The sequence below is a fragment of the Streptomyces sp. Ncost-T10-10d genome (assembly GCF_900091955.1).
Lineage (GTDB): Bacteria > Actinomycetota > Actinomycetes > Streptomycetales > Streptomycetaceae > Streptomyces.
In genome coordinates, this window is the sequence record NZ_FMDF01000049.1 from 88,280 (window position 1) to 107,639 (window position 19,360).

The 19,360-nt window shown below is 69.9% G+C and carries 17 protein-coding genes; 8 read left to right on the forward strand and 9 right to left on the reverse strand.

Translation table 11 applies throughout. The annotated features are described in order from the left end of the window. Positions 1–88 precede the first annotated feature (88 nt). The 3 genes from panD to GA0115254_RS06685 are packed head-to-tail and all read left to right on the forward strand — an operon-like array spanning position 89 to position 1,566. The gene (panD, locus tag GA0115254_RS06675; protein ID WP_072485184.1) at positions 89–514 is read left to right on the forward strand and encodes an aspartate 1-decarboxylase; all 426 of its coding nucleotides are present in this window, start codon (positions 89–91) and stop codon (positions 512–514) included. A gap of 30 nt (positions 515–544) precedes the next feature. Then, complete coding sequence (locus GA0115254_RS06680; protein ID WP_093894355.1) at positions 545–904, forward strand: GNAT family N-acetyltransferase; 360 nt, start codon at positions 545–547, stop codon at positions 902–904. A gap of 35 nt (positions 905–939) precedes the next feature. Then, positions 940–1,566: an aspartate/glutamate racemase family protein gene (locus tag GA0115254_RS06685; protein WP_093894356.1), complete on the forward strand. Its 627-nt coding sequence runs from the start codon at positions 940–942 to the stop codon at positions 1,564–1,566. Positions 1,567–1,938: 372 nt separating this feature from the next. On the opposite strand, the gene GA0115254_RS06695 is transcribed toward GA0115254_RS06685, so the two are convergent. Both GA0115254_RS06695 and GA0115254_RS06700 read right to left on the reverse strand, forming a co-directional pair. Beyond that, positions 1,939–2,382: a winged helix DNA-binding protein gene (locus GA0115254_RS06695; protein ID WP_093894358.1), complete on the reverse strand. Its 444-nt coding sequence runs from the start codon at positions 2,380–2,382 to the stop codon at positions 1,939–1,941. 2 nt (positions 2,383–2,384) lie between these two features. Then, positions 2,385–2,882 carry a MarR family winged helix-turn-helix transcriptional regulator gene (locus tag GA0115254_RS06700; protein ID WP_093894359.1) on the reverse strand — a complete coding sequence of 166 codons (498 nt, stop codon included), beginning with the start codon at positions 2,880–2,882 and terminating at the stop codon, positions 2,385–2,387. A 120-nt stretch (positions 2,883–3,002) separates the two neighbouring features. Between GA0115254_RS06700 and GA0115254_RS06705 the strand changes: the two genes are divergently transcribed. Then, positions 3,003–3,365 (forward strand): alpha/beta fold hydrolase, encoded by a 363-nt coding sequence (locus GA0115254_RS06705; protein ID WP_370740835.1) that lies wholly within the window; start codon positions 3,003–3,005, stop codon positions 3,363–3,365. 237 nt (positions 3,366–3,602) lie between these two features. Here GA0115254_RS06705 and GA0115254_RS06710 read toward each other — a convergent pair whose 3' ends face one another. Next, a complete protein-coding gene (locus tag GA0115254_RS06710; RefSeq protein ID WP_093894360.1) occupies positions 3,603–5,018 on the reverse strand; it encodes a helix-turn-helix domain-containing protein in 1,416 nt (471 codons plus the stop codon). 204 nt (positions 5,019–5,222) lie between these two features. Here GA0115254_RS06710 and GA0115254_RS06715 point away from each other — a divergent pair, with 204 nt between their 5' ends. Beyond that, positions 5,223–6,638: a M64 family metallopeptidase gene (locus GA0115254_RS06715; RefSeq protein ID WP_093894361.1), complete on the forward strand. Its 1,416-nt coding sequence runs from the start codon at positions 5,223–5,225 to the stop codon at positions 6,636–6,638. Between the two features lie 7 nt (positions 6,639–6,645). Here GA0115254_RS06715 and GA0115254_RS06720 read toward each other — a convergent pair whose 3' ends face one another. From GA0115254_RS06720 to gndA, 3 genes are all read right to left on the reverse strand, one after another. Beyond that, on the reverse strand, positions 6,646–7,443 hold the full coding sequence (locus tag GA0115254_RS06720; RefSeq protein ID WP_093894362.1) for a family 1 encapsulin nanocompartment shell protein: 798 nt from the start codon (positions 7,441–7,443) through the stop codon (positions 6,646–6,648). After that, entirely contained in the window at positions 7,443–8,516 is a 1,074-nt protein-coding gene (locus GA0115254_RS06725; protein WP_093894363.1) for a Dyp-type peroxidase, read from the reverse strand. Before GA0115254_RS06725 ends, GA0115254_RS06720 begins: the two co-directional genes overlap by 1 nt. Before the next feature lie 351 nt (positions 8,517–8,867). Continuing rightward, entirely contained in the window at positions 8,868–10,310 is a 1,443-nt protein-coding gene (gene gndA, locus GA0115254_RS06730) for an NADP-dependent phosphogluconate dehydrogenase (protein WP_093894364.1), read from the reverse strand. A 467-nt stretch (positions 10,311–10,777) separates the two neighbouring features. Between gndA and GA0115254_RS06735 the strand changes: the two genes are divergently transcribed. Then, positions 10,778–12,073, forward strand: a complete 1,296-nt coding sequence (locus tag GA0115254_RS06735) for a transglycosylase family protein (protein ID WP_093894365.1) — start codon at positions 10,778–10,780, stop codon at positions 12,071–12,073. Here GA0115254_RS06735 and GA0115254_RS06740 read toward each other — a convergent pair. Beyond that, entirely contained in the window at positions 12,043–13,269 is a 1,227-nt protein-coding gene (locus GA0115254_RS06740) for a DMT family transporter (RefSeq protein WP_370740836.1), read from the reverse strand. The genes GA0115254_RS06735 and GA0115254_RS06740 overlap by 31 nt on opposite strands. Before the next feature lie 233 nt (positions 13,270–13,502). Here GA0115254_RS06740 and GA0115254_RS06745 point away from each other — a divergent pair, with 233 nt between their 5' ends. After that, entirely contained in the window at positions 13,503–14,297 is a 795-nt protein-coding gene (locus GA0115254_RS06745) for a (2Fe-2S)-binding protein (protein WP_093894367.1), read from the forward strand. Here the strand turns inward: GA0115254_RS06745 and GA0115254_RS06750 are convergent. Both GA0115254_RS06750 and GA0115254_RS06755 read right to left on the reverse strand, forming a co-directional pair. Continuing rightward, complete coding sequence (locus tag GA0115254_RS06750; RefSeq protein WP_093894368.1) at positions 14,213–15,859, reverse strand: APC family permease; 1,647 nt, start codon at positions 15,857–15,859, stop codon at positions 14,213–14,215. The two genes, GA0115254_RS06745 and GA0115254_RS06750, sit on opposite strands and share 85 nt — an antisense overlap. Positions 15,860–16,041: 182 nt before the next feature. Beyond that, positions 16,042–16,419 (reverse strand): hypothetical protein, encoded by a 378-nt coding sequence (locus GA0115254_RS06755; protein WP_141720771.1) that lies wholly within the window; start codon positions 16,417–16,419, stop codon positions 16,042–16,044. Between the two features lie 255 nt (positions 16,420–16,674). Here GA0115254_RS06755 and GA0115254_RS06760 point away from each other — a divergent pair, with 255 nt between their 5' ends. Beyond that, the gene (locus tag GA0115254_RS06760) at positions 16,675–19,284 is read left to right on the forward strand and encodes a PA14 domain-containing protein (RefSeq protein ID WP_256102429.1); all 2,610 of its coding nucleotides are present in this window, start codon (positions 16,675–16,677) and stop codon (positions 19,282–19,284) included. Positions 19,285–19,360: the final 76 nt, after the last annotated feature.

Genomic DNA, 19,360 nt, shown 5'->3' on the forward strand with positions numbered 1-19,360 from the left:
GCCCGGACATGCGACTCGTTGTAGGGTAGGAAAACCGCCCTTGACCTGCAAAAACGCAGGCAGGGAGCCTATGTCCAGGAGTACCTCGATGATGCGTACCATGTTCAAATCCAAGATCCACCGCGCCACCGTGACCCAGGCCGACCTGCACTACGTCGGCTCGGTCACCGTCGATGCCGAGCTGATGGAAGCCGCGGATCTACTGCCCGGCGAGCTGGTGCACATCGTCGACATCGACAACGGCGCCCGCCTGGAGACGTACGTCATCGAGGGCGAACGCGGCTCCGGCGTCATTGGTATCAACGGCGCCGCCGCCCACCTCGTCCACCCCGGTGACCTGGTCATCCTGATCAGCTACGCCCAGGTCGACGACGCCGAGGCCCGTGGACTGACCCCGCGCATCGTGCACGTCGACGCCGGCAACCGCATCGTCGCGCTCGGCGCCGACGCCTCCGCGCCCGTGCCGGGCACCGCCACCGAGCGGAGCCCGCACGCAGTCCCCGCGGCGCGCTGAACCGGCTCGACCATCGAGGGAGCACCCGTCATGGCAGAACAGACCGACCCGATCGAGTTCGACATCCGCGACGACCGCGCGAGCGGCAACCTGCTCGCGTACGAGAACGGCAAGGCCGTCGGAGTCATCGCGTACTTCGTGATGGACGGCGACCCCGCGGCCCTCGTGGCCGTGCACACCGTCGTCGAACCCGGCCACGAGGGCAGGGGCATCGCAGGCGCCCTCGTTCAGGAGTTCTACGCCATGGCGGGCCTTGAGGGTGTCCCCGTCGTCCCGCTCTGCCCGTATGCCGCGAAGTGGGCGCAGCGCCATCCCGAACAGGCTCCCGAAGCCCCGGTCGAACTGGTGGAGCAGGCGAAGGTCCAGCTCAAGTCCCATCCCGAACTCTAGTGATCCCACCGGCCGGGAGGTGTACCGTTCGGCCGATGGTCCTCGCCCTGTTGCACACCTCCCCGGTCCATGTCCCGGTCTTCGACGCGCTCCGGGACACGGACCATCCCGGACTCGGGCTGCGTCATCTCGTGTACGAGGACCTGCTCACCCGGGCGAGGGAATCGGGCCCGGAGGCGGTGTCGGGCGAGATCAGGGCGCTGCTCGCGGGCGCCGTCGCCGAGGGTGCTTCCGCAGTGCTCTGTACCTGTTCGACGATCGGCGGGGTCGCGGAGTCGGCCGCGGCGACGATCGGCGTTCCCGTGCTGCGTGTCGACCGCCCGATGGCAGCCGCTGCTGCGGAACGGGACCGCCTGGTGGTACTCGCGACCCAGTCCGCGACCCTGGGGCCGACCCTCGCGCTGCTCGCCGAAGAGGCGGGGGACCGGCCCGTGGAGGTCCGTACCGTGCTGGTCGACGGTGCCTGGGCGCGCTTCGAGGCCGGTGACCGTGACGGCTATCTGGACCTGGTCGCGGCCGCGGTCGATGCGGTGACGGACGCCGATGTGATCGTGCTGGCGCAGGCGTCCATGGCCGATGCGGTCACCCGTACGGCCACTCGGATCCCGGTGCTCTCCAGCCCCCGGCCGGGCCTCGCCGCCGCGGCTGCCGCCGCGCGCTGACCTGCCGTTCGGGTTCCGGACCTGCGCGGATCATTCGGAACCTGTACGTATGGACTCACCAGGCGAGGGCAGCCGCTCCGAGGGACGGTGGAAGGAGATCCACCCCGAACCGCTCGGAGGCCCCCGATGACCAACCCGTACCCCGACCCCGTGGCACCGGCGCCCACCCCGGGACCGATGCCGGGGCCTCCGGCGCCGCTGCCGGAGCCACCGCCCCCGCCGCCGGGCCCCGTCCCGCCCGGCCCGTCCCCGGATCCGATTCCGCAGCCGCCCACACCCGAGCCGGCGCCGGCGCCGGAACCGTCACCCCGGTCGGCCGGATGACCGCTGCCAGGTGCGCTGCGCGGGCTCTGTCCCCTCGGGCGGTACGCCTCAGGCCCCGGCCAGGACGGCGTTCGCCCGCGCGGTGACCTCGGTGAGTACGCGGCCTGCCGCTGCCAGGTCCTCGGCCGGCAGATCCGCGTACAGCCGGGCCGTGATGTCCGCGATGCCGGTGCTGTTCGCATGCCGGCGGTCACGGCCTGCGGGCGTGAGGCCGACGCGGGCTGTGTTGCCCGGGACCTCCTCCAGCAGCCCCGCGGCGGACAGCTCGGCCAATGTCGCTTCGGCGGCCTCCGCGTCGATCTTCAGCGTTCCGGTCATACGGTCGACGAGCCGGACGCGTTCGATCGTCTCGCCGCTGTCCGCGATGACGTTCAGTGCCACCGACTGATGGAACGTGGTTCCGGTGGTCGCCAGCAGCCGTTCGAGAACGGCCCGGGTGGCGTAGTGGGCCTGGCCGATGACCTGGCCGTTCACGGTCGGTGTGACAGACATGGCTACTCCTTGATCGATGTGGTGGATGTGGTCGATGAACGTGGAATCGTGGGAATCGGTGCGTCGAGAAGAGCTGTCAACGTGCGGGTGAATGCCTCGGTGTCCGCACCGTCCAGGCCGCCCAGCGGGGCCAGTTGCTGATCGAGGAGTTCTCGTACGACATCGACCGCGCGGAGCGTGACCGCGTGCCCCTCATCGGTCAGTGAGAGCTGGACGGCCCGGGTGTCGCCGGGATCGGTGGTGCGCTCGATGAGGCCGGCGGTCTCCAGGGTGCGGGCCAGCTTCGACACGTAGAGGGGTTCGAGTCCGGTGTGGTCAGCGAGCCGGCGCTGGCTGGGCCGCAGCCCCGACTGCTGCATCCCCAGCAGGGATCCGAGCAGTGAGTACTGCGCATGTGTCAGGCCGAGCGGCCCGATCGCCCGGTCCACGGCCACCCGCCACTTCATCGACAGGCGCCAGACCAGGAAGCCGGGGGTCGGTCCCTGAGGTGCGTTGCTCATGAACAGATAGAGTACATGGCTACTATGTACATGGCTATTGTTTTCATCACTGCTGAACTGCGCTCGCGGGAATGGTGATTGTGTGGGAAACGAGCTCCTTGGCGTGGCGGCCGCGTGGCGATGAGGACTGCGCCATGCCTTTCTTCACTGCCCCTGGCGGCACCGGCGCTCGTCTACCGCGTCGTGGGTGAGGGCGAGCCGCTGCTCCGCCTTCCCGGTGGGCCCATGCGTGCCGGTGCCTACCGCGGTGATCTCGGTGCACTGTCGAAGCGGCGCCGGCTGATCACGCTCGACCTGCGGGGCACCGGTGACTCCTCCGCTCCCGCCGGCCCGGCCGCGTACCGCTGCGATCGACAGGTCGTCGACGCCGAGCACTCCGTGATCATCTCGGTCTCGGCCGCGTCGACGTGCTCGCGCATTCGGCGGGCGGCGATCTCGCCCTTCTGCATGCGGCTCGGCACCCGCGGCGCCCCCGCACCCTGACCCCGATCACCGCCCGTGCGTGAGCCCTCGATGCCGACTTCACCCACGAGCACCGCCGGGAGGCGGCTGCCCTGCGCAAGGCCGAGCCGTGGTTCGGGCCGCACGCGACGCCTACGAACGAATCCGGACCGGCGCCGACTCCCCCCTGGCTCGACGCCCCCGCCGATTCCCCCACCGTAGAGGCGTTCCTCACTCATGGGTGCGGCGGGCAGGCGGTCCGACTCGACCGGACGGAACTCAGGCGGTGGACGGCCGAACCGGCGCCGGTCCCAGTGTGGTGCTGCCGGGAGAGGCCCGATGCCCGAGCCCGGTCCGGTACGCGTCCATCGCCGCCTCGGTCCGCCCCAGGCGTCGTAGCAGATCGCCCAGGAGCCGGCAGATGTCCGCGAGATCACCTGCGGCGCCCGCCCGCTCCAGCATGGCCAGCGCGGTGACGTAGTGCTCCTCGGCGGAATCGAGGTTGCCCTGCTCCTCGTGGATGAGGCCGAGAAGCCGGTGCGCGCCGCCGGCGTGGACCGATCCCCGGTCGGGGTGCAGTTCGCCCAGGAGCCGATGCAGCAACTCCTGGGCCTGGGAGGCCTTGCCGCGCCTGCGCAGTACGTCCGCCAGCTCCACCTCGACCTGCGCCGTGTACAGGGGGGCCCGTTTCGACGCCAGCATGTCGCGGGCGGCGCGCAGCTCGGTCTCGGCGCCGGACAGGTCGCCGTCCTGTGCGTGGACGTAGCCCCGCATCCAGTGGCAGTGCGCCAACTCCGTGCGGATCTGCAGCTGTTGGTAGATCTCGGCCGCCTTGGCGAGGGAAGCGTCGGCTTCCGTGGTGCGGCCCGCTGCGATGAGCGTGCGCGCGACGCTCCGGTGCAGTCCGGCGACCAGCTCCGGATCGGACACCTGCGGTGCGAGAGCCAGTGCCAGCTCGCCCGCCTGTGCGGCGCGGGCATGGGCGCCCATGTCCATGTACGGCGCGATCACGGCCGTGTACAGCAGCAGGAGTGCGCCGGGGTCCTGCAGGCCGGAGGCGTTGAGCTCGTCGATGGCACTCTCCAGCAGGTAGCAGGCGTACCGGAGTTCACCTGCCAGTAGATGGGCGACCGCCCGGCCGCGGACGGCCGGGGCGCGCAGGGGGAGCGGTGCGTCGGCGAGCAGCCTCTCCGCGGCCTCGAAGTGGCCGCGGGCCGCGGGCAGATCGCCCGTCTCCAGGGCGCACTGGCCGAGCCCGAGCAGGGCTGCGGCGTGTTCGCTGTCGAGTCCGTGTCCATCGGCCTCGGCGAGCAGCCGGGTGTAGGTGGCGGCGGCGTCCTCGGCGGCCCCGGTGGCCAGTGTTCGTTGGGCCTCGACGAGCTTCAGCCGCAGCTCGGTGGCGAGATGGGCGGGGCGTCCGGTCGCCATTTCCTCGTACGTCACGCCCAGCCGGTCCGCGAGGTGGCGTACGGCCGCCTCCGACGGGCGGACCCGGCCCGCCTCCAGGGTGGAGATATAGGCGGGGGTGTAGGAAGGCTCGGCGAGCTGTCGCTGGGTCAGTCCGCGTTCGGCACGCAGCCGTTGTACGCGCCGACCGATGGCTCCGGGGTCGTCGTAGCCCGGGCCGTGCGCGTCGTCCGGCCCGTGGCCGGAGCCCGCTCCGGTGCCTCGTCCCGTTGTGCGCTTCTCGTTCATCGCGCCGCCCCTTCTGCCTCGCACGGCCTCGAAATGCGGCCCATACATCGTAAATGCCCGGTTACGAGCCTCAACCACGCGACTCCTGGGCCTTGTTCGGAGCCCCGCACCCTTCTAGGTTAAGCATCGCATTAAATCCATTTAACCAGTGAGTTACATGCTGGTCGTGTCCCGGAAGTGCCCCGGAAATCACAGGAGTCGTCCATGCGTATACGCCCCCACACGCGCCGAACAGCAGTATCGGTGTCGGGACTTGCTCTCGTCGGCCTTCTGGCGGCGACCGCCGCCACCACCCCCGCGTCAGCCGCCCCCACGGGCACTGATGGTGGCCGGCGCGTCGAGGCCGAGTACTTCCCCGACCCCGGCGGCCCGGGCAGGACCGTGGAGGTCCCCGTCGCCTCCCCCACGCAGAGGGGCAGAGGCGCCGCCGCCCCGCTGAGCACCGCCGAGGCCGCACTCGACGGCACGGTGGGCAAGCAGGCCGTGACCGGTCCCACCGACGACCGCCTGGACATCGTGATCATCGGCGATGGCTACACGGCCGGCCAGCAGGACGACTTCCACGCGGACGCCACCGCCAAGTGGGCCGACATCGCCGCCCTGGAGCCGTACAAGAGCTACCAGGGTCTGTTCAATGTCTGGACCGTCGATGCCGTCTCCAACGAGTCCGGCGTCAGCGGAGACCCCGGAGCGGACACCGTCAAGGACACCGCACTCGGCAGCTACTTCTGGTGCTCGGACACCGAGCGGCTGATCTGCACCGACATCGACAAGGTGGCCGCCTACGCCGCCAAGGCCCCGGCCGCGGACCTCGTGGTCGTCATCGCCAACTCCACCAAGTACGGCGGCGCGGGCTACTCCGGACTCCAGGCCGAGGGTTACCCCTTCAACGGAGTCTCCACGCTCTCCTCCGACCACGCCTCGTCCAGCCTGATCGCCGCGCATGAGATCGGGCACTCGGTGGGCCTGCTCGACGACGAGTACACCTACGAGGCGTACGGCACCTGGACCGGAGGCGAGCCGGGCGGAATCAACTCCACCACCTATACGCCCGCGCAACTCACCGAGAAGCGAGCCAAGTGGTACCGCTGGCTGGGGCAGAGCGACCCGGCGGGCGGTACCGTCGGCACGTACGAGGGCAGCGCCTACTACCCGTTCGGCATCTACCGCCCGACTGCCTCATCGATCATGCGCGAGCTGAGCAACACCGCGTTCAACCTGCCGGGACGCGAGGCGATGATCGCCGGGTTCTACCGCGGGGGCAACGCACTGAGCAGCACCGTCGACACGGACGACACCGTCGGACCGGGCCGCCGTATCGCGGTGACCCTGGCGGACCTCACCACCGTCGGCGTCGAGCCCCACACGCACGGGCGCCCCGATGCCACCACCGGACTCGCCAGGACCGATCTGCGCTGGTACGTCGACGGCGTCGAGAAGGTCGCAGCCCGGGGACGTACTTCTGTCACCCCGGCCTCGCTCGGAGTTCACGCGGACGGTCGCAGCCACAGGGTGACCGCCGAGGCCGTGGACCGTACGGACGCCATCCGCGACCCCGCCGTCCGTGCCCTGGCCACCGACACCCTCACCTGGCGCGTCAGGCCGACCGGACACCGGTAGCGGTTCCTCAGGCGATGATCGGGACGACGGCCTCGGGCGTCAGCATCCGGAAGGTGAACGCCTGGTGGAAGTAGAGCCGGATGGTGGTCGCGTCGTGGTCCTGATAGCCGATCGACAGATCCTGGCCCAGGCACAGTTCGAAGTCGCCGCCACGGGTGGACAGAAGTACACCACCCGCGACGGCGGGCGCCCAGAGGATCTGGTCGTCGAGCAGCCGGGCCAGATGGGTCGCCACCGGATATCCGTGGTCGGAGGTCTCGGTCGCCTCGGTGAAGGCGTCGGCACCGAGCAGCAGCCGGTACGGCCCGTCGACACCGGCCAGCCGCAGTTGGGTGAGTGCCTGGCTGACGGCGGCCGGGTAGTCGCGGGCGTCGGCCGGCAGCGGCAGCGGGGAGTGCGAGGAGCCGTCCCGAAGTCCGGTGATGCCGGCCGACGCGTACCCGTCGATGATCGCCATGTCCTCGGCGAACGCACAGGTGCGGGCCGCGTCCTTGACGGGTTGCCAGTCGCTGTCGTCGGAACCGCGCTCGACGTCGTCCACGGCCGACCGGGTCACCGTGAACGGCACCCGCCAGTCGATGACGGGCACCGAGGTGCGGGCCCGGGCGATCACGTCCGGCGTGGGGGGATCGATGTTGCGTAGATGACCGTCGCTGATGGCCGCCAGCTCGGGGCCGTCCGGGCCGGTCACATCGACGACACGGCGGCCCGCCACATGGCGGCTGAAGGTGCGCCGGGCCTCTTCTTCGATCTGGTCCCAGGCGGCTTCCGTGACAGGGGCGAGTTCGCGGTGGAGGTTGTTCATCACTGGGCGCTTTCTTGCAGGCTGCCGATGTGCAGCGAACCGTCGTCCGAACGGACCGGGGCCGGGTCCTGCGCCACCGCCGGCGCGGACGCCGGCTCCGGCAGGGCCTCGGTCGCGGTCACCGCGGGCGACGGCGGCGGGGCGTCGAAGAAGTCGGCGCTGGGGACGTAGAAGAGCGTGCCGGTGACCGCCGTCGAGAAGTCGAGGATGCGGTCGTACGTGCCGGTCGGATTGCCGAGGAACATATTGCGGAGCATCTGTTCGGTCACGCCCGGGTCGGCGGCATATCCGATGAAATACGTGCCGAACTCGCCCTGTTCGAAGCTGCCGAACGGCATGTTGGCCCGCAGGATCTCGCGTTCCGTGCCGTCCGGGTCGGTGATCGTATTGAGGGCGACATGCGAGTCGGTGGGCTTGACGTCGTCGGACAGCTCGATGTCGGCGAACTTCGTACGGCCGATGACCTGCTCCTGCGCCTCGGTGCTCAGCGTGTTCCAGGACGCGAGGTCGTGCAGATACTTCTGCACGATGACATAACTGCCACCCGCAAACCCCGGATCCTCGGCGCCGACCAGGGCCGCCGACCGCGCACCCGCCCCCACGGGGTTCTCGGTGCCGTCGACGAAGCCGAGCAGATCCCGGTGGTCGAAGTAGCGGAACCCCTGCGTCTCGTCGACGACCTTCACCCCGCCTCCGAGCCGGTCGAGGAACTGCGCCGCCCACTCGTAACACACGTCCATCCGCTCGGCCCGGATATGGAGCAGCAGGTCCCCCGGAGTGGCGGGGGCATGATGCCGGGCACCGTGCAGCTCCTGGAACGGGTGCAGCCTCGCAGGGCGCGGCCCCGCGAACAGCCGGTCCCAGGCGTGGGAACCGAAGCCGATCACAGAGACCAGGTCGGTGCCCGGGAACCGGAACCCGATGGAGCGGGCGATCGCCGCCAGATCCGGCAGCACCTTGCGCACGACGGCCTCACCACCGGGCTCGATCGTGGCAACCAGGATCAGGGCCGCGGTGGTCAGCGGCGTGACGACGGGCTGGGCCGCGACCGGTTCCGGCGTGGCGTCGGGCATACGGGGGCTCCATGGGGCGTCAGCGATGCGGAACGACAGCGGGCCAGCCGCGCGGGGGCGACAAATGGGCCCGCTGCTACTTACGCACACGCACGGCGACGCCGCACCCCGGGGCACGCCGACCGGGCGACCGTGCGCGGGGACCTGGGATCGCCCTGGTCTCCGCCGTGCTTCCGGCTCCGCTCGCGGCGCAACTGCTGAAGAAGCCGGCCTGACGAGGGGCGCCCGCACCTTCGGGGTGCACGGCGGCACAGCCAGGGCATGGAGGCCGGCGGTCTTGGATCCGGGCGAGGCCATCTCGAAGGCCGTTCGCGAGCCGTGGTCGTGGAGCGCGCACCGGCGCCCCTCGCATCAGCCCGCTTCGATCTCGGAGCGATCGCCGCCCCAGAGCGTGTGGAAGGAGCCCTCGCGGTCGGTGCGCCGATAGGTGTGCGCGCCGAAGAAGTCCCGCTGCCCCTGGGTGAGCGCCGCGGGCAGCCGGCCCGCGCGCAGCCCGTCGTAGTACGAGAGCGCGGCCGCGAACCCGGGCGTCGGCACCCCCTGCCGCACCGCCTCGGCGACGACCGCGCGCCAGTCGTCCTGCGCCCCGCCGATCTCCTGGGCGAACTGTTCGTCGGAGAGCAGACTCAGCAGGTCGGGGCGGGTGTCGTAGGCCGCCCTGATCCGGTCCAGGAACGCGGCCCGGATGATGCACCCGGCCCGCCAGATCGCCGCCACGGCGCCGAGGTCGATGTTCCAGTCGTACGTCTCGCTGCCCGCCCGGATCTGGTGGAACCCCTGCGTGTACGAGACGATCTTGGACGCGTACAGCGCCTGCTCCACCCGGTCGGCGAAGGCGGCGGCCTCCGTCTCGCCGAGCGCCGTGGCCGACGGGCCCGCCAGACCCTTCGCCGCCTGGCGCAGATCCGCGTGGCCGGACAGCGAGCGGGCGAAGACGGCCTCCGCGATACCGGAGACGGGCACCCCCAGATCCAGCGCGATCTGCACCGTCCAGCGGCCCGTGCCCTTCTGCTCCGCCCGGTCCTGCACGATGTCGACGAAGGGCTTCGAGGTCGCCGCGTCGGTATGGGCGAGGACCTCTGCCGTGATCTCGATCAGATACGAGTCGAGACGCCCGGTGTTCCAGCTGCGGAAGGTCTCGGCGATCTTCGCGGGGGAGTAGCCCGCCACCGTACGCAGCAGGTCGTACGCCTCCGCGATCAGCTGCATGTCGGCGTATTCGATGCCGTTGTGGACCATCTTCACGAAGTGCCCGGCACCGTCGGGACCGATGTGAGTGGTGCACGGGGAACCGTCCTTGGCTTTGGCGGCGATCTTCTCCAGCAGCGGCCCCAGCGATTCGTACGACCGGGACGAGCCGCCCGGCATGATGCTCGGCCCGTTCAGCGCGCCCTCCTCGCCGCCCGAGATGCCGACGCCCACGAAGTGGATGCCGCGCTCGCGCAGCTGCTTCTCACGGCGACGGGTGTCCTCGAAGTGCGCATTGCCGCCGTCGATGATGACGTCGCCCTCCTCCAGGAGCGGGGCGAACTCCTGGATCACGGCATCCGTCGGATCACCCGCCTTCACCATGATGATCAGCCGACGCGGACGTTCCAGCGCCGCGACGAACTCCTCCGGCGCACGCGCGGCCACGAAGGAGCCCTCGTCGCCGAACTCCTCGATCAGGGCGTCCGTCTTCGAGGCAGTCCGGTTGTGCACGGCGACCGTGAAGCCGTTGCGGGCGAAGTTACGAGCGAGATTGCGGCCCATGACCGCGAGTCCTGTGACGCCGATCTGCGCAGTGCCGCTCATCTGTGTGCTCTGCAATCTGTCGGGAATGACGGGATCTCCAGTATGGATTCGGGGCGCGGGGACGGCCTGTTCGGGATGGGCCGTATGGGCGCCCCGCGAGCGACGCCGGAACGTTGCGTGGCCTGTTGTCGGGCACCGAGATCGGCAAGAGCGGGATCACCGCGCTCGCCCGGTGCGTCGGGATGAGCCCGGCCGGCCGTCTGTGGGTGCGGTCGGTCCTCGGCCGCGCCGCCACGCGCCAGGCAACTCTCCTCCGGCGAAGGCCGGATGACCGGCGCAGTCGTCAGCCCTCGTACCCGATGCACGGTACGAGGGCTGACGAGTGCACCGGCCACGGACCTCGGGCGGCGGTGTCCCCTGGGCCGTCCGTGACGGGTGAGCCGCTGTCGCTCCCTTGTCATCGGCCTTTGTCTGCCCATAAGTTGGGCGCTTGCGACGTGTCCTACTGCCAGTGGGGGAGCCAAGTCATGGCCGCAAACGGACGGCACCGCAGATATCAGCCCAGCCGGCTCAACCGTGCCTCGCTCACGGTGACCGCCGGCGGTGCGGGCATTGCCCTCCCGCTCATCGCAGCCGCCTCGGCAGGCGCCGCTTCGACGGATGTCTGGGAGAAGGTGGCCGCCTGTGAGTCCACCGGCGACTGGCACATCAACAGTGGCAACGGCTACTTCGGTGGTCTTCAGTTCACCCGGTCGACGTGGGCGGCCTACGGCGGCACGGTCTACGCCCCGCGCGCCGATCTGGCCACCAAGGACCAGCAGATAGCCATCGCCGAGAAGGTGCTCGAAGGGCAGGGACCCGGCGCCTGGCCGGGCTGCTCGACACGGGCGGGGCTGACCAGTGGCGGGGAAGCCCCCGGCATCAACCCGCAGTCGGAGCGGACCAGCCACTTACAGGCGCCCGGGAAGGCTGCTGCCGGGAAGCCGGAGACGAAGCGGACGTCCACGCCCGCCAAGCCGACCACTGTCCCCGGCAAGCGCGAGTCGTACACCGTGGCCCATGGTGACTCGCTCTCCGCGATCGCTGCGACCGAGCATGTCCGGGGCGGCTGGCAGCACCTGTACGCGGCGAACCGCACGGTCGTGGGGGACGATCCGGATCTCATCCTTCCCGGACAGCGCCTGAGCCTGGATGTGGCCCAGGCGCCGAAGGCGGGTTCCAGGACGGGCTCGACATCCGCCGCGCAGCCGAAGACCGCACCGAGCCAGAAGGCGAAGCCGCGGCACCGGACCGCCGAGCCGAAGCAGCAACCGGCCACGTCGCACCATCAAGCCACGAAGCCGCAGCACCGGACGACCGAGCCGAAGCAGCACCCGAAGAAGGCCGAGAGCCACAAGCCGCAGCGGGCGGAGAAGCACTCCTACACTCTCGTCGCCCCGGTTGCGGCAGGTATCGGTACCCCGTACCACCGGGCCGGTTCCTGGGCCAGTGGCTATCACACCGGTGTCGACTTCCCCGTCCCGACCGGCACTTCGGTGAAGGCGGTCGGCTCCGGCACCGTCGTCTCGGCGGGCTGGGCGGGGGCGTACGGATACCAGATCGTCATCCGGCACAGCGACGGCAAGTACAGCCAGTACGCGCATCTGTCCGCGCTTCATGTGCGTGAGGGCCGGCATGTCTCCGCAGGCCAGCGGATTGCGCGCTCGGGCTCCACCGGGAACGTCACCGGCCCGCACCTGCACTTCGAGATCCGTACCGGCCCCGGTTACGGCTCGGACATCGACCCGCTGGGCTACCTCAGGGCGGGCGGCGTCAGCGTCTGAACGACCCTCTGGGTCCCGGCTGCGTCAGCCGGCGCGGCAGGCTCCGCGGACACACCGCCCCGCCGTGCTGGGGTGCCGGTGCGCGACGACCGCCCGGGCCCGAACTCCACCTGCCCGAGACGACGCTCCAGAGGCATCATCAGAGGCATCACAGGGGCTGCCGAGAACGTTTCCGCGATCGTCTCGACGGCTGTGGCGGGCGTCGGCGGTGCGGGCTCGGGAAGAATGACGACCTTCTGCGTCTCAGCCGGCAGGGCCGGAGCCGGCTCCACTGCCGGTTCCGCAATACCCTCGGTGCCGGGTTCCGCGTCCGCCCTGTGCCCCGGAGCATCCGGGTATTCGCTCCCGGCCGGCTGCCCGGCGCGGTGCTCCGCGCCCAGCCGCTCCGTCGTGAGGAGTATCAGCCCGCCCGCGGCGACCACCCCGCAGGCCAGCGCGAGCGTGGTGCCCGCCGTACCGTGCCGGAACTGCTCATCGAACATGGTGATGCCGACAACCGCAGCTATCACCGGGTTCACCACGGTCACCGTGGCCAGCGGCGCGGTCAGCCCGGCGCCCCGGTACGCGGCCTGGGAGAGCAGCAGCCCGGCGCCCGCGAACGTGCCTATCGCCAGCAGCGCCGGCATTCCGGCCCCTGCCGCACCGGAGGTCCACTGCACGGCCACCGTCTTCGTGAACACGGAGGCGATCCCGAAAGCGACGCCCGCGGCCCCGGCCAGGATCACGCTGCGTACCACCGGCCGGTGCAAGCCCCTGGAGATCAGGAACAGCGCTGCGACCGCACCGAGCGTCACGCCGGCGACGGTCAGCTGATCCTGGCCGCTCAGGGTGTGCGACTCGGCGTTCCCGGTGAGCGCGAGCAGACCCGCCAGACCGACGGTCGCCATGATCGCGCCGCGCCATGCGATGGCACCTGCCCGGCGGCGTACGAAGAGCGCCGCCATGGGCAGGGCGAAGACGATGGTCAGCGCACCGAGCGGCTGGACGAGACTGAGCGGACCGTAGGCCAGCGCCACGACATGCAGCACCGCGCCCAGGCCGTTCAGCGCCACGGCGGCCCACCAGACACGGTTGCGCAAGGGTGCGAGCGAGCGGCCGTCTCCAGCCGTGGCCACGCGCTCCTGGACGATCGCCCCGGCCGCGTAGGCGACCGCGGAGACCAGGGACAGAAGCACGGACAGCGCAAGGGAACTCATGTACACCACGATGTCCTTTCAAAGCCGCTGCGTCGTCGTCCTTGAGGCGGCAATCCTGCGTACTGCTTTGGTAGTACGTGAGTACTCTCAGTGTCCTCCTACGGACGGTAGTCCTTCCTCCGCGGAGCCCCGGAGCGATCACCCCGAGGGGTTACGGTGAACGGTGGGTCGCGGTACTCCGGGTGCCCGCGATGTCACCGGTGGCGGCCGGGGGGCCGAGAAGGAGCAGGGCGATGGACGAGTCGGCAGCGGCCTCTGTGGGCGGATTCTTCACACTGCGTACCGCTTCCCCGCCTGACGGAGCGCACCGTCCGCTGGCACTGTTGTACGCGGGGGAGTCCGCACCGCTCACGGCCCGTATCGACACGGTCGCCACCCGGCTCCGTACCCCTGAGCGCAGAGTCGCCGCCTCCGTCGCACACCTGGGGCTGGCCTCCCGCCTCTGGTCGATCGCACTCGGCCCGGCGGCCCTGACCGGCCGTTTCCCCGATCTCTCGCCCGATTCCCTGTACTGGGACCCACAGCACACCACCCCCGACGACCTGTGGCTGAGCACCGCCGAATCGCTGCCCGCCACCGCCGCCCGGATCCGGGAAGCCGTGCAGTACGACCATCTCGTGCCCCTCGCCGAGGCGATCCACCGCGACGGCCCCCTGTCGAACGGGCTGCTGTGGGGCAACGCGGGGTCGGCGCTGGCGGGAGCCCTGCGCGAACTGGTCACCTGGGCCCGTACGCACCGCCGCCCCGACGTGTCGGGCCGGGCCCGCGCCCTGGCCGCCGAACTGCTCGACCACCCGGACCTCCGGAACACCGGTGCCCCGCACGACCCGGCGTTCCGCCGCCGCAGTTGCTGCCTGTACTACCGCTGCCCGGCCGGTGGCCTGTGCGGTGACTGCGTCTTCGTCCGACGCCCGGACGCGCCGGAGCCGGGCGCGGGGCCGGGTCACCCGCCGGGCACCACCTCGACGGAGCCGATGTACTCCTGGGTCTCCTCGTCGGGGAGCCGCACGGCCTGGGCCCAGAAGTAGATCACCAGGCTGAACGCGGCGATGAGCACGATGTCCCACCACAGCGGCACGGCATCGGTCGCACCGCAGGACGCCGACGACGCCGGGCCGGTGCTGCAGAAGCCGCCCTGCCACGAGATCAGCCCCATGCCCACGAGGTACACCGGCAGCCACTGCGCGGACCGCCAGTCCATGTGCGGAACCTTTGGGTTGAGCTTGAGCAGCGCGGAGCCGCCCAGCAGCAGATAGCCGAGCACGATGGCCACACCCAGCCGCCACAGGGTGTCCCAGCCCGCCCAGTAGATGATCAGGTTCGCGACGATGAAGGCCACGGGCGCCCAGAACATCCCGCCGGGCAGCCGGTACGGTCGAGGCCGGTCCGGGTCCTGCTTGCGCAGGCACCCGAAGGCGAGCGGCGCCCCCGCGTACATGAGCACACTCGCGGACGTGACGAAGCCGACCAGCTTCTGCCACGTGGGGAACGGCAGGAACACGATGAGGCCGGCCACGAACGCGAAGAGCAGGCTGAACCACGGGACGCCGCGCTTGGTGGTGCGCTCGAAGACCGCAGGGACGTAGCCGTTGCGGGACAGGCCGTAGGAGACCCGAGAGGTGGCGGTGGTGTAGATCAGGCCCGTACCGGACGGTGACACGACCGCGTCGATGTACAACAGCGTGGCGAGCCAGCCGAGTCCGACGGAGGCGGCGAGCCCGGCGAACGGGCCCGCCTTTCCGCTGAAGGAGAGATTGGCCCAGCCGTGGGCGAACGCGCTGTGCGGCAGGGCGGCGATGAAGACGACCTGAAGCGCCGCATAGACGAGGACGCCGATGAGGATGGAACCGATCACCGCCCGAGGGATGTCCCTGGCCGGGTTACGGCTCTCGCCCGCGAGCTGGTCGGCCTGCTCGAAGCCGAGGAGCGCGAAGATGATGCCGCTGGTGCTGATGGCGGAGAGCACGCCCCTGGCGCCGAAGGGGGCGAAGCCCTGGTAGCCGAAGTTGCCGCTGTGAAAGGTGGTGGTGGCGAGCACGATGATGGTGAAAACGGGGACGGCCACTTTCCACCACGTCGCCACGCTGTTGGTATGGGCGAGCCATTTGATGCCGAGAAAGTTGACGACGACGAAGAACGCCATGAACGCGACAGCCAGCCCGTACCCCGCGGGTGTCAGCTGATTCTTGCCGGTCTGGACCCAGGGGGCGTGGACGCTGAGATAGTTGAGCGACGCCATGACCTCGATCGGCGCCACGGTGACGGCCTGCAGCCACGAGAACCACCCGAAGGACGCGCCGGCGGCACTGCCGAAGGCATAGTGCGGGAAGCGGGCGGTGCCGCCCGCCACCGGGTACATGGCCCCCAGTTCGGCGTGGACGAACGCCAGCACAATGATGGCGAGTGCCCCGATTCCCCAGGAAATGAGCGCCGCCGTGCCGGCTGCCTGCGCGGCGAGCAGGGCGCCGAACAGCCAGCCGGACCCGATGATGGACCCCTCCGAGGTCCAGATGAGACCGATCAGCCCGATTTCCCGCTTGAGGCCCGGATTCGTGGGCGCCGCGGGTACGACCGGCTTGGACATCCGCATGCTGCATGCACCCCTTGTTCCGGTGGGGATGAGGCGTGGGGTGTAGGTCTGCGTCCAGGAGGACCTCAACAGGATGCCCCGATCTTCGTGAATCGTTCCCGGAGCACGCGGAAGTTGCGCCAGTCGGTTCCCACCTGAGGCCGTCGCCCGATGGTGGATTCGAACGGCCCGGAGGGGATGTCTCAGTCGTTGTGCGGCGTGGACGGCACCGATCCGTCGATGCGGCCGGTCTGGATGACCGGCCCGTACTGGACGCCACCGCTAATCACGTTGTGCACGGGTGACGCCTGGTTCCGGGGCGGTTCACCGAGCGAGCCGAGCAGCGAGCGGAGTTCCGCGCGCGCCGATGGATCGGCGCGCAGGAGGGTGTGGAGCCTGTCCCGCCACTCGGCGTCGACACAAGATGCTGTCCTGCGCCCCTCGACGACCCGCACGACCGGAATCCCGCACTCGAACGCCTCAAGGATTTCCCGGCGAAGGGTGGTGTTGCCCGTTTCCCGTTCCGAAGGCAACCGGATGCGGACCCGCTTGTCGAGAGCGCCTCCATAGGACCCGAACACCGGTGCGGGACCGGTTGCGGAGGGGAATTCGGACGCCTGAATCAGCTCGGGGTCAGGGCGCGCCAAGGGCCGGCGCGGCGGCCGGTCCGGTGGGTGCGGTGTCTGTGGATCTCGGCGGGCGGGGCGGGCCTTTCGGGGTTTGTCATGCACCTGGACACCAGAGCGGGTGTCGTGCTGTCATGCCAACTGCCATTCCTTCCAACGTTGTACATCCTGTTGCAACGAGCCGCCACCCTTCCTCAGCAAGGAGGATCCGTGCGCATCAGAAAGAAACTGGTTCTACTTCTCGCTGCCGTTCTCGGTACCGCCGGTCTGTCCGCCATGCCCGCCGCTTCGGCCGCCCCGGCCCCCGGGAACGCCGACGAAGTGCATGGTCTGAAGGGCGAGTACTACACCCAGTCCGCCCCCGGGGCCTTCGACTTCGGGCAGCTCAAGGCCACCGGATTCGACCAGGCCATCGACTTCCCGACGCTCGAGTCCCGGCTGAGTTCGGCCACCGGACAGAGCGACGACGTCAGCGTCCGATGGACCGGGAAGATCGTGCCGGAGAAGACCGGCGCCCATGTCTTCTCGATGATCGGGGACAACGGGTTCCGTCTCTGGATCGACGGGAAGCCGGTCATCGACCACTGGGTCGACGACTGGGAGAAGGAGCAGACGTCGCAGCCGGTCGAGTTGACCGCGGGCAGGGCGTACGACCTCAAGGTCGAGTTCTTCGAGCACTGGGGAGGCTCCAACCTCCATCTGAAGTGGACCGAACCCGGCGGAAGCAAGGTGCCGGTACCGCAGTCCGCCTTCCGGCTGCCGGACGACTTCGCGTACGACGGAGCCATCGCCGCCACCGTGCTCGCCGATGGTCGTTCCCTCAAGCTGGACTTCGCGCAGAAGCTCGCGCCCCTGCCTGCCGGGCTCGTGAATCATCTCGACGCAGTCATCGGCGGTGCCAAGTGGCCGCTCGGCGCCGTCAAGGCCGACCCCGCCGACCCGCGCAGCCTCACCGTCGCGCTCAAGGAACCCGTCGTCGGCAACAAGGGCGGGGACGCCGGGGGGCTCGCCGATGTCCGGTACGACGGTGCGGGGGCGCTGGCCGGGGAGGACGGGAAGGCGGTGGGGGCCTTCTGGTCCAGCGGGCCCAACCGCTCCACGTACGAGCTCCGTACGAAGTGGGCCGATGAGGTGGGTCCGCGCAACGCGCTGCCCGCGTACCCGCGACCCCAGCTCACCCGTGACAACTGGCAGAACCTCAACGGCTCCTGGGAGTTCGCCGCGGCGAAGGCGGGGGAGCAGCCCCCGGTCGGCAAGAAGCTCGGTGAGAAGATTCTCGTACCGTATCCGGTCGAGTCGCAGCTCTCCGGGGTCGAGCGGCACGAGGACCGGATGTGGTACCGCCGCACCTTCACCGTTCCCAAGGACTGGAAGGTCGGTTCCGGCAAGCGTCTGCGGCTGAACTTCGGGGCCGTCGACTGGCAGTCCGAGGTATACGTCAACGGCAAGAAGGTCGTTGAACACAAGGGCGGATACGACAAGTTCAGTGCCGACATCACCGATGCGCTCAAGCCCGGACGCACCCAGGAGCTGATCGTCGGCGTCTACGATCCGACCGACGCGGCGAACGGCGAGAATCCGCCGATGGGCAAGCAGCGCCTCGACCCGAGCGGCATCTGGTACACCCCGTCCTCCGGGATCTGGCAGACGGTGTGGATGGAGCCCGTCGCCGCCGACCACGCAGACTCGCTGAAGCTCACCCCCGACGTCCAGGGCCAGAAGCTCGCCGTCGAGGTGCGCGGCGTACGGGACGGGGTTCCGGTCACGGCGACCGCGTACGACGGGAAGCGCAAGGTCGGGAGTGTCAGCGGACACACGGGGGCCGTGCTGAACCTGCGTGTGCCGGATCCGCATCTGTGGTCCGCGAAAGATCCGCATCTGTACAAGTTGAAGGTCGGCGTCGGATCGGACCGGGTCGGCAGCTACTTCGGGATGCGCTCCGTCGCCGTCGAAAAGGTGAACGGCACCCCGCGCACCGTCCTCAACGGCAAGCCGGTCTTCATGATGGCCACCCTCGACCAGGGCTTCTGGCCCGACGGGCTGCACACCGCGCCCACCGACGAAGCCCTCGCGTACGACCTGAAGATGCACAAGGCGATGGGGTTCAACTCCGTCCGCAAGCACATCAAGGTCGAGCCCGATCGCTGGTTCTACTGGGCCGACAAGCTGGGCCTGCTGGTCTGGCAGGACATGCCGGCGATGAACACCGTCAACCCGTCCACGGCCGCCCGGGCCGAGTACGAGCGCGAGATGAAGGAGATGATCGACGAACACTCCAGCCATCCGTCCGTCGTCATGTGGGTCACCTTCAACGAGGGCTGGGGTCAGTACGACCAGGCGCGCATCGCCGACCAGGCCAAGTCATGGGACCCGACCCGGCTGGTCAACAACATGAGCGGCCTCAACTGCTGCGGCGCGGTGGACGGCGGCAACGGTGACATCGCCGACGCGCACGGCTACCCGAGCCCCGCGCTTCCGCGGCCCGACGGGAAACGCGCCCTGGTCAGCGGGGAGTACGGGGGGCTCGGGCTGGCCGTGCCGGGGCATGCCTGGGCCGTACAGCAGTCGTACATCGCGGTCGACCCGGCCACGTACACCGACGACTATCTGGCCAAGCTCGACGAGGTGCACAAGCTCGCCTGCAAGGGCGGCAACGGCGCCGTCTACACCCAGATCTCGGACGTCGAGGGGGAGTTGAACGGGCTCCTCACGTACGACCGCCGGATCGTGAAGCCCGACGTCGAGCGGATCAAGGCAGCACAGGACGCGCTCGTCCGCGATGCGTCGAACCCGGTCGTGGCCGGGTGCCCCACCGCCTGACCTGTCACGGCGCTCCGGCCCGTCCCGCCCGGGACGGGCCGGAGCGTGTCCGTCCGAACCCTTGACGCGCATCACC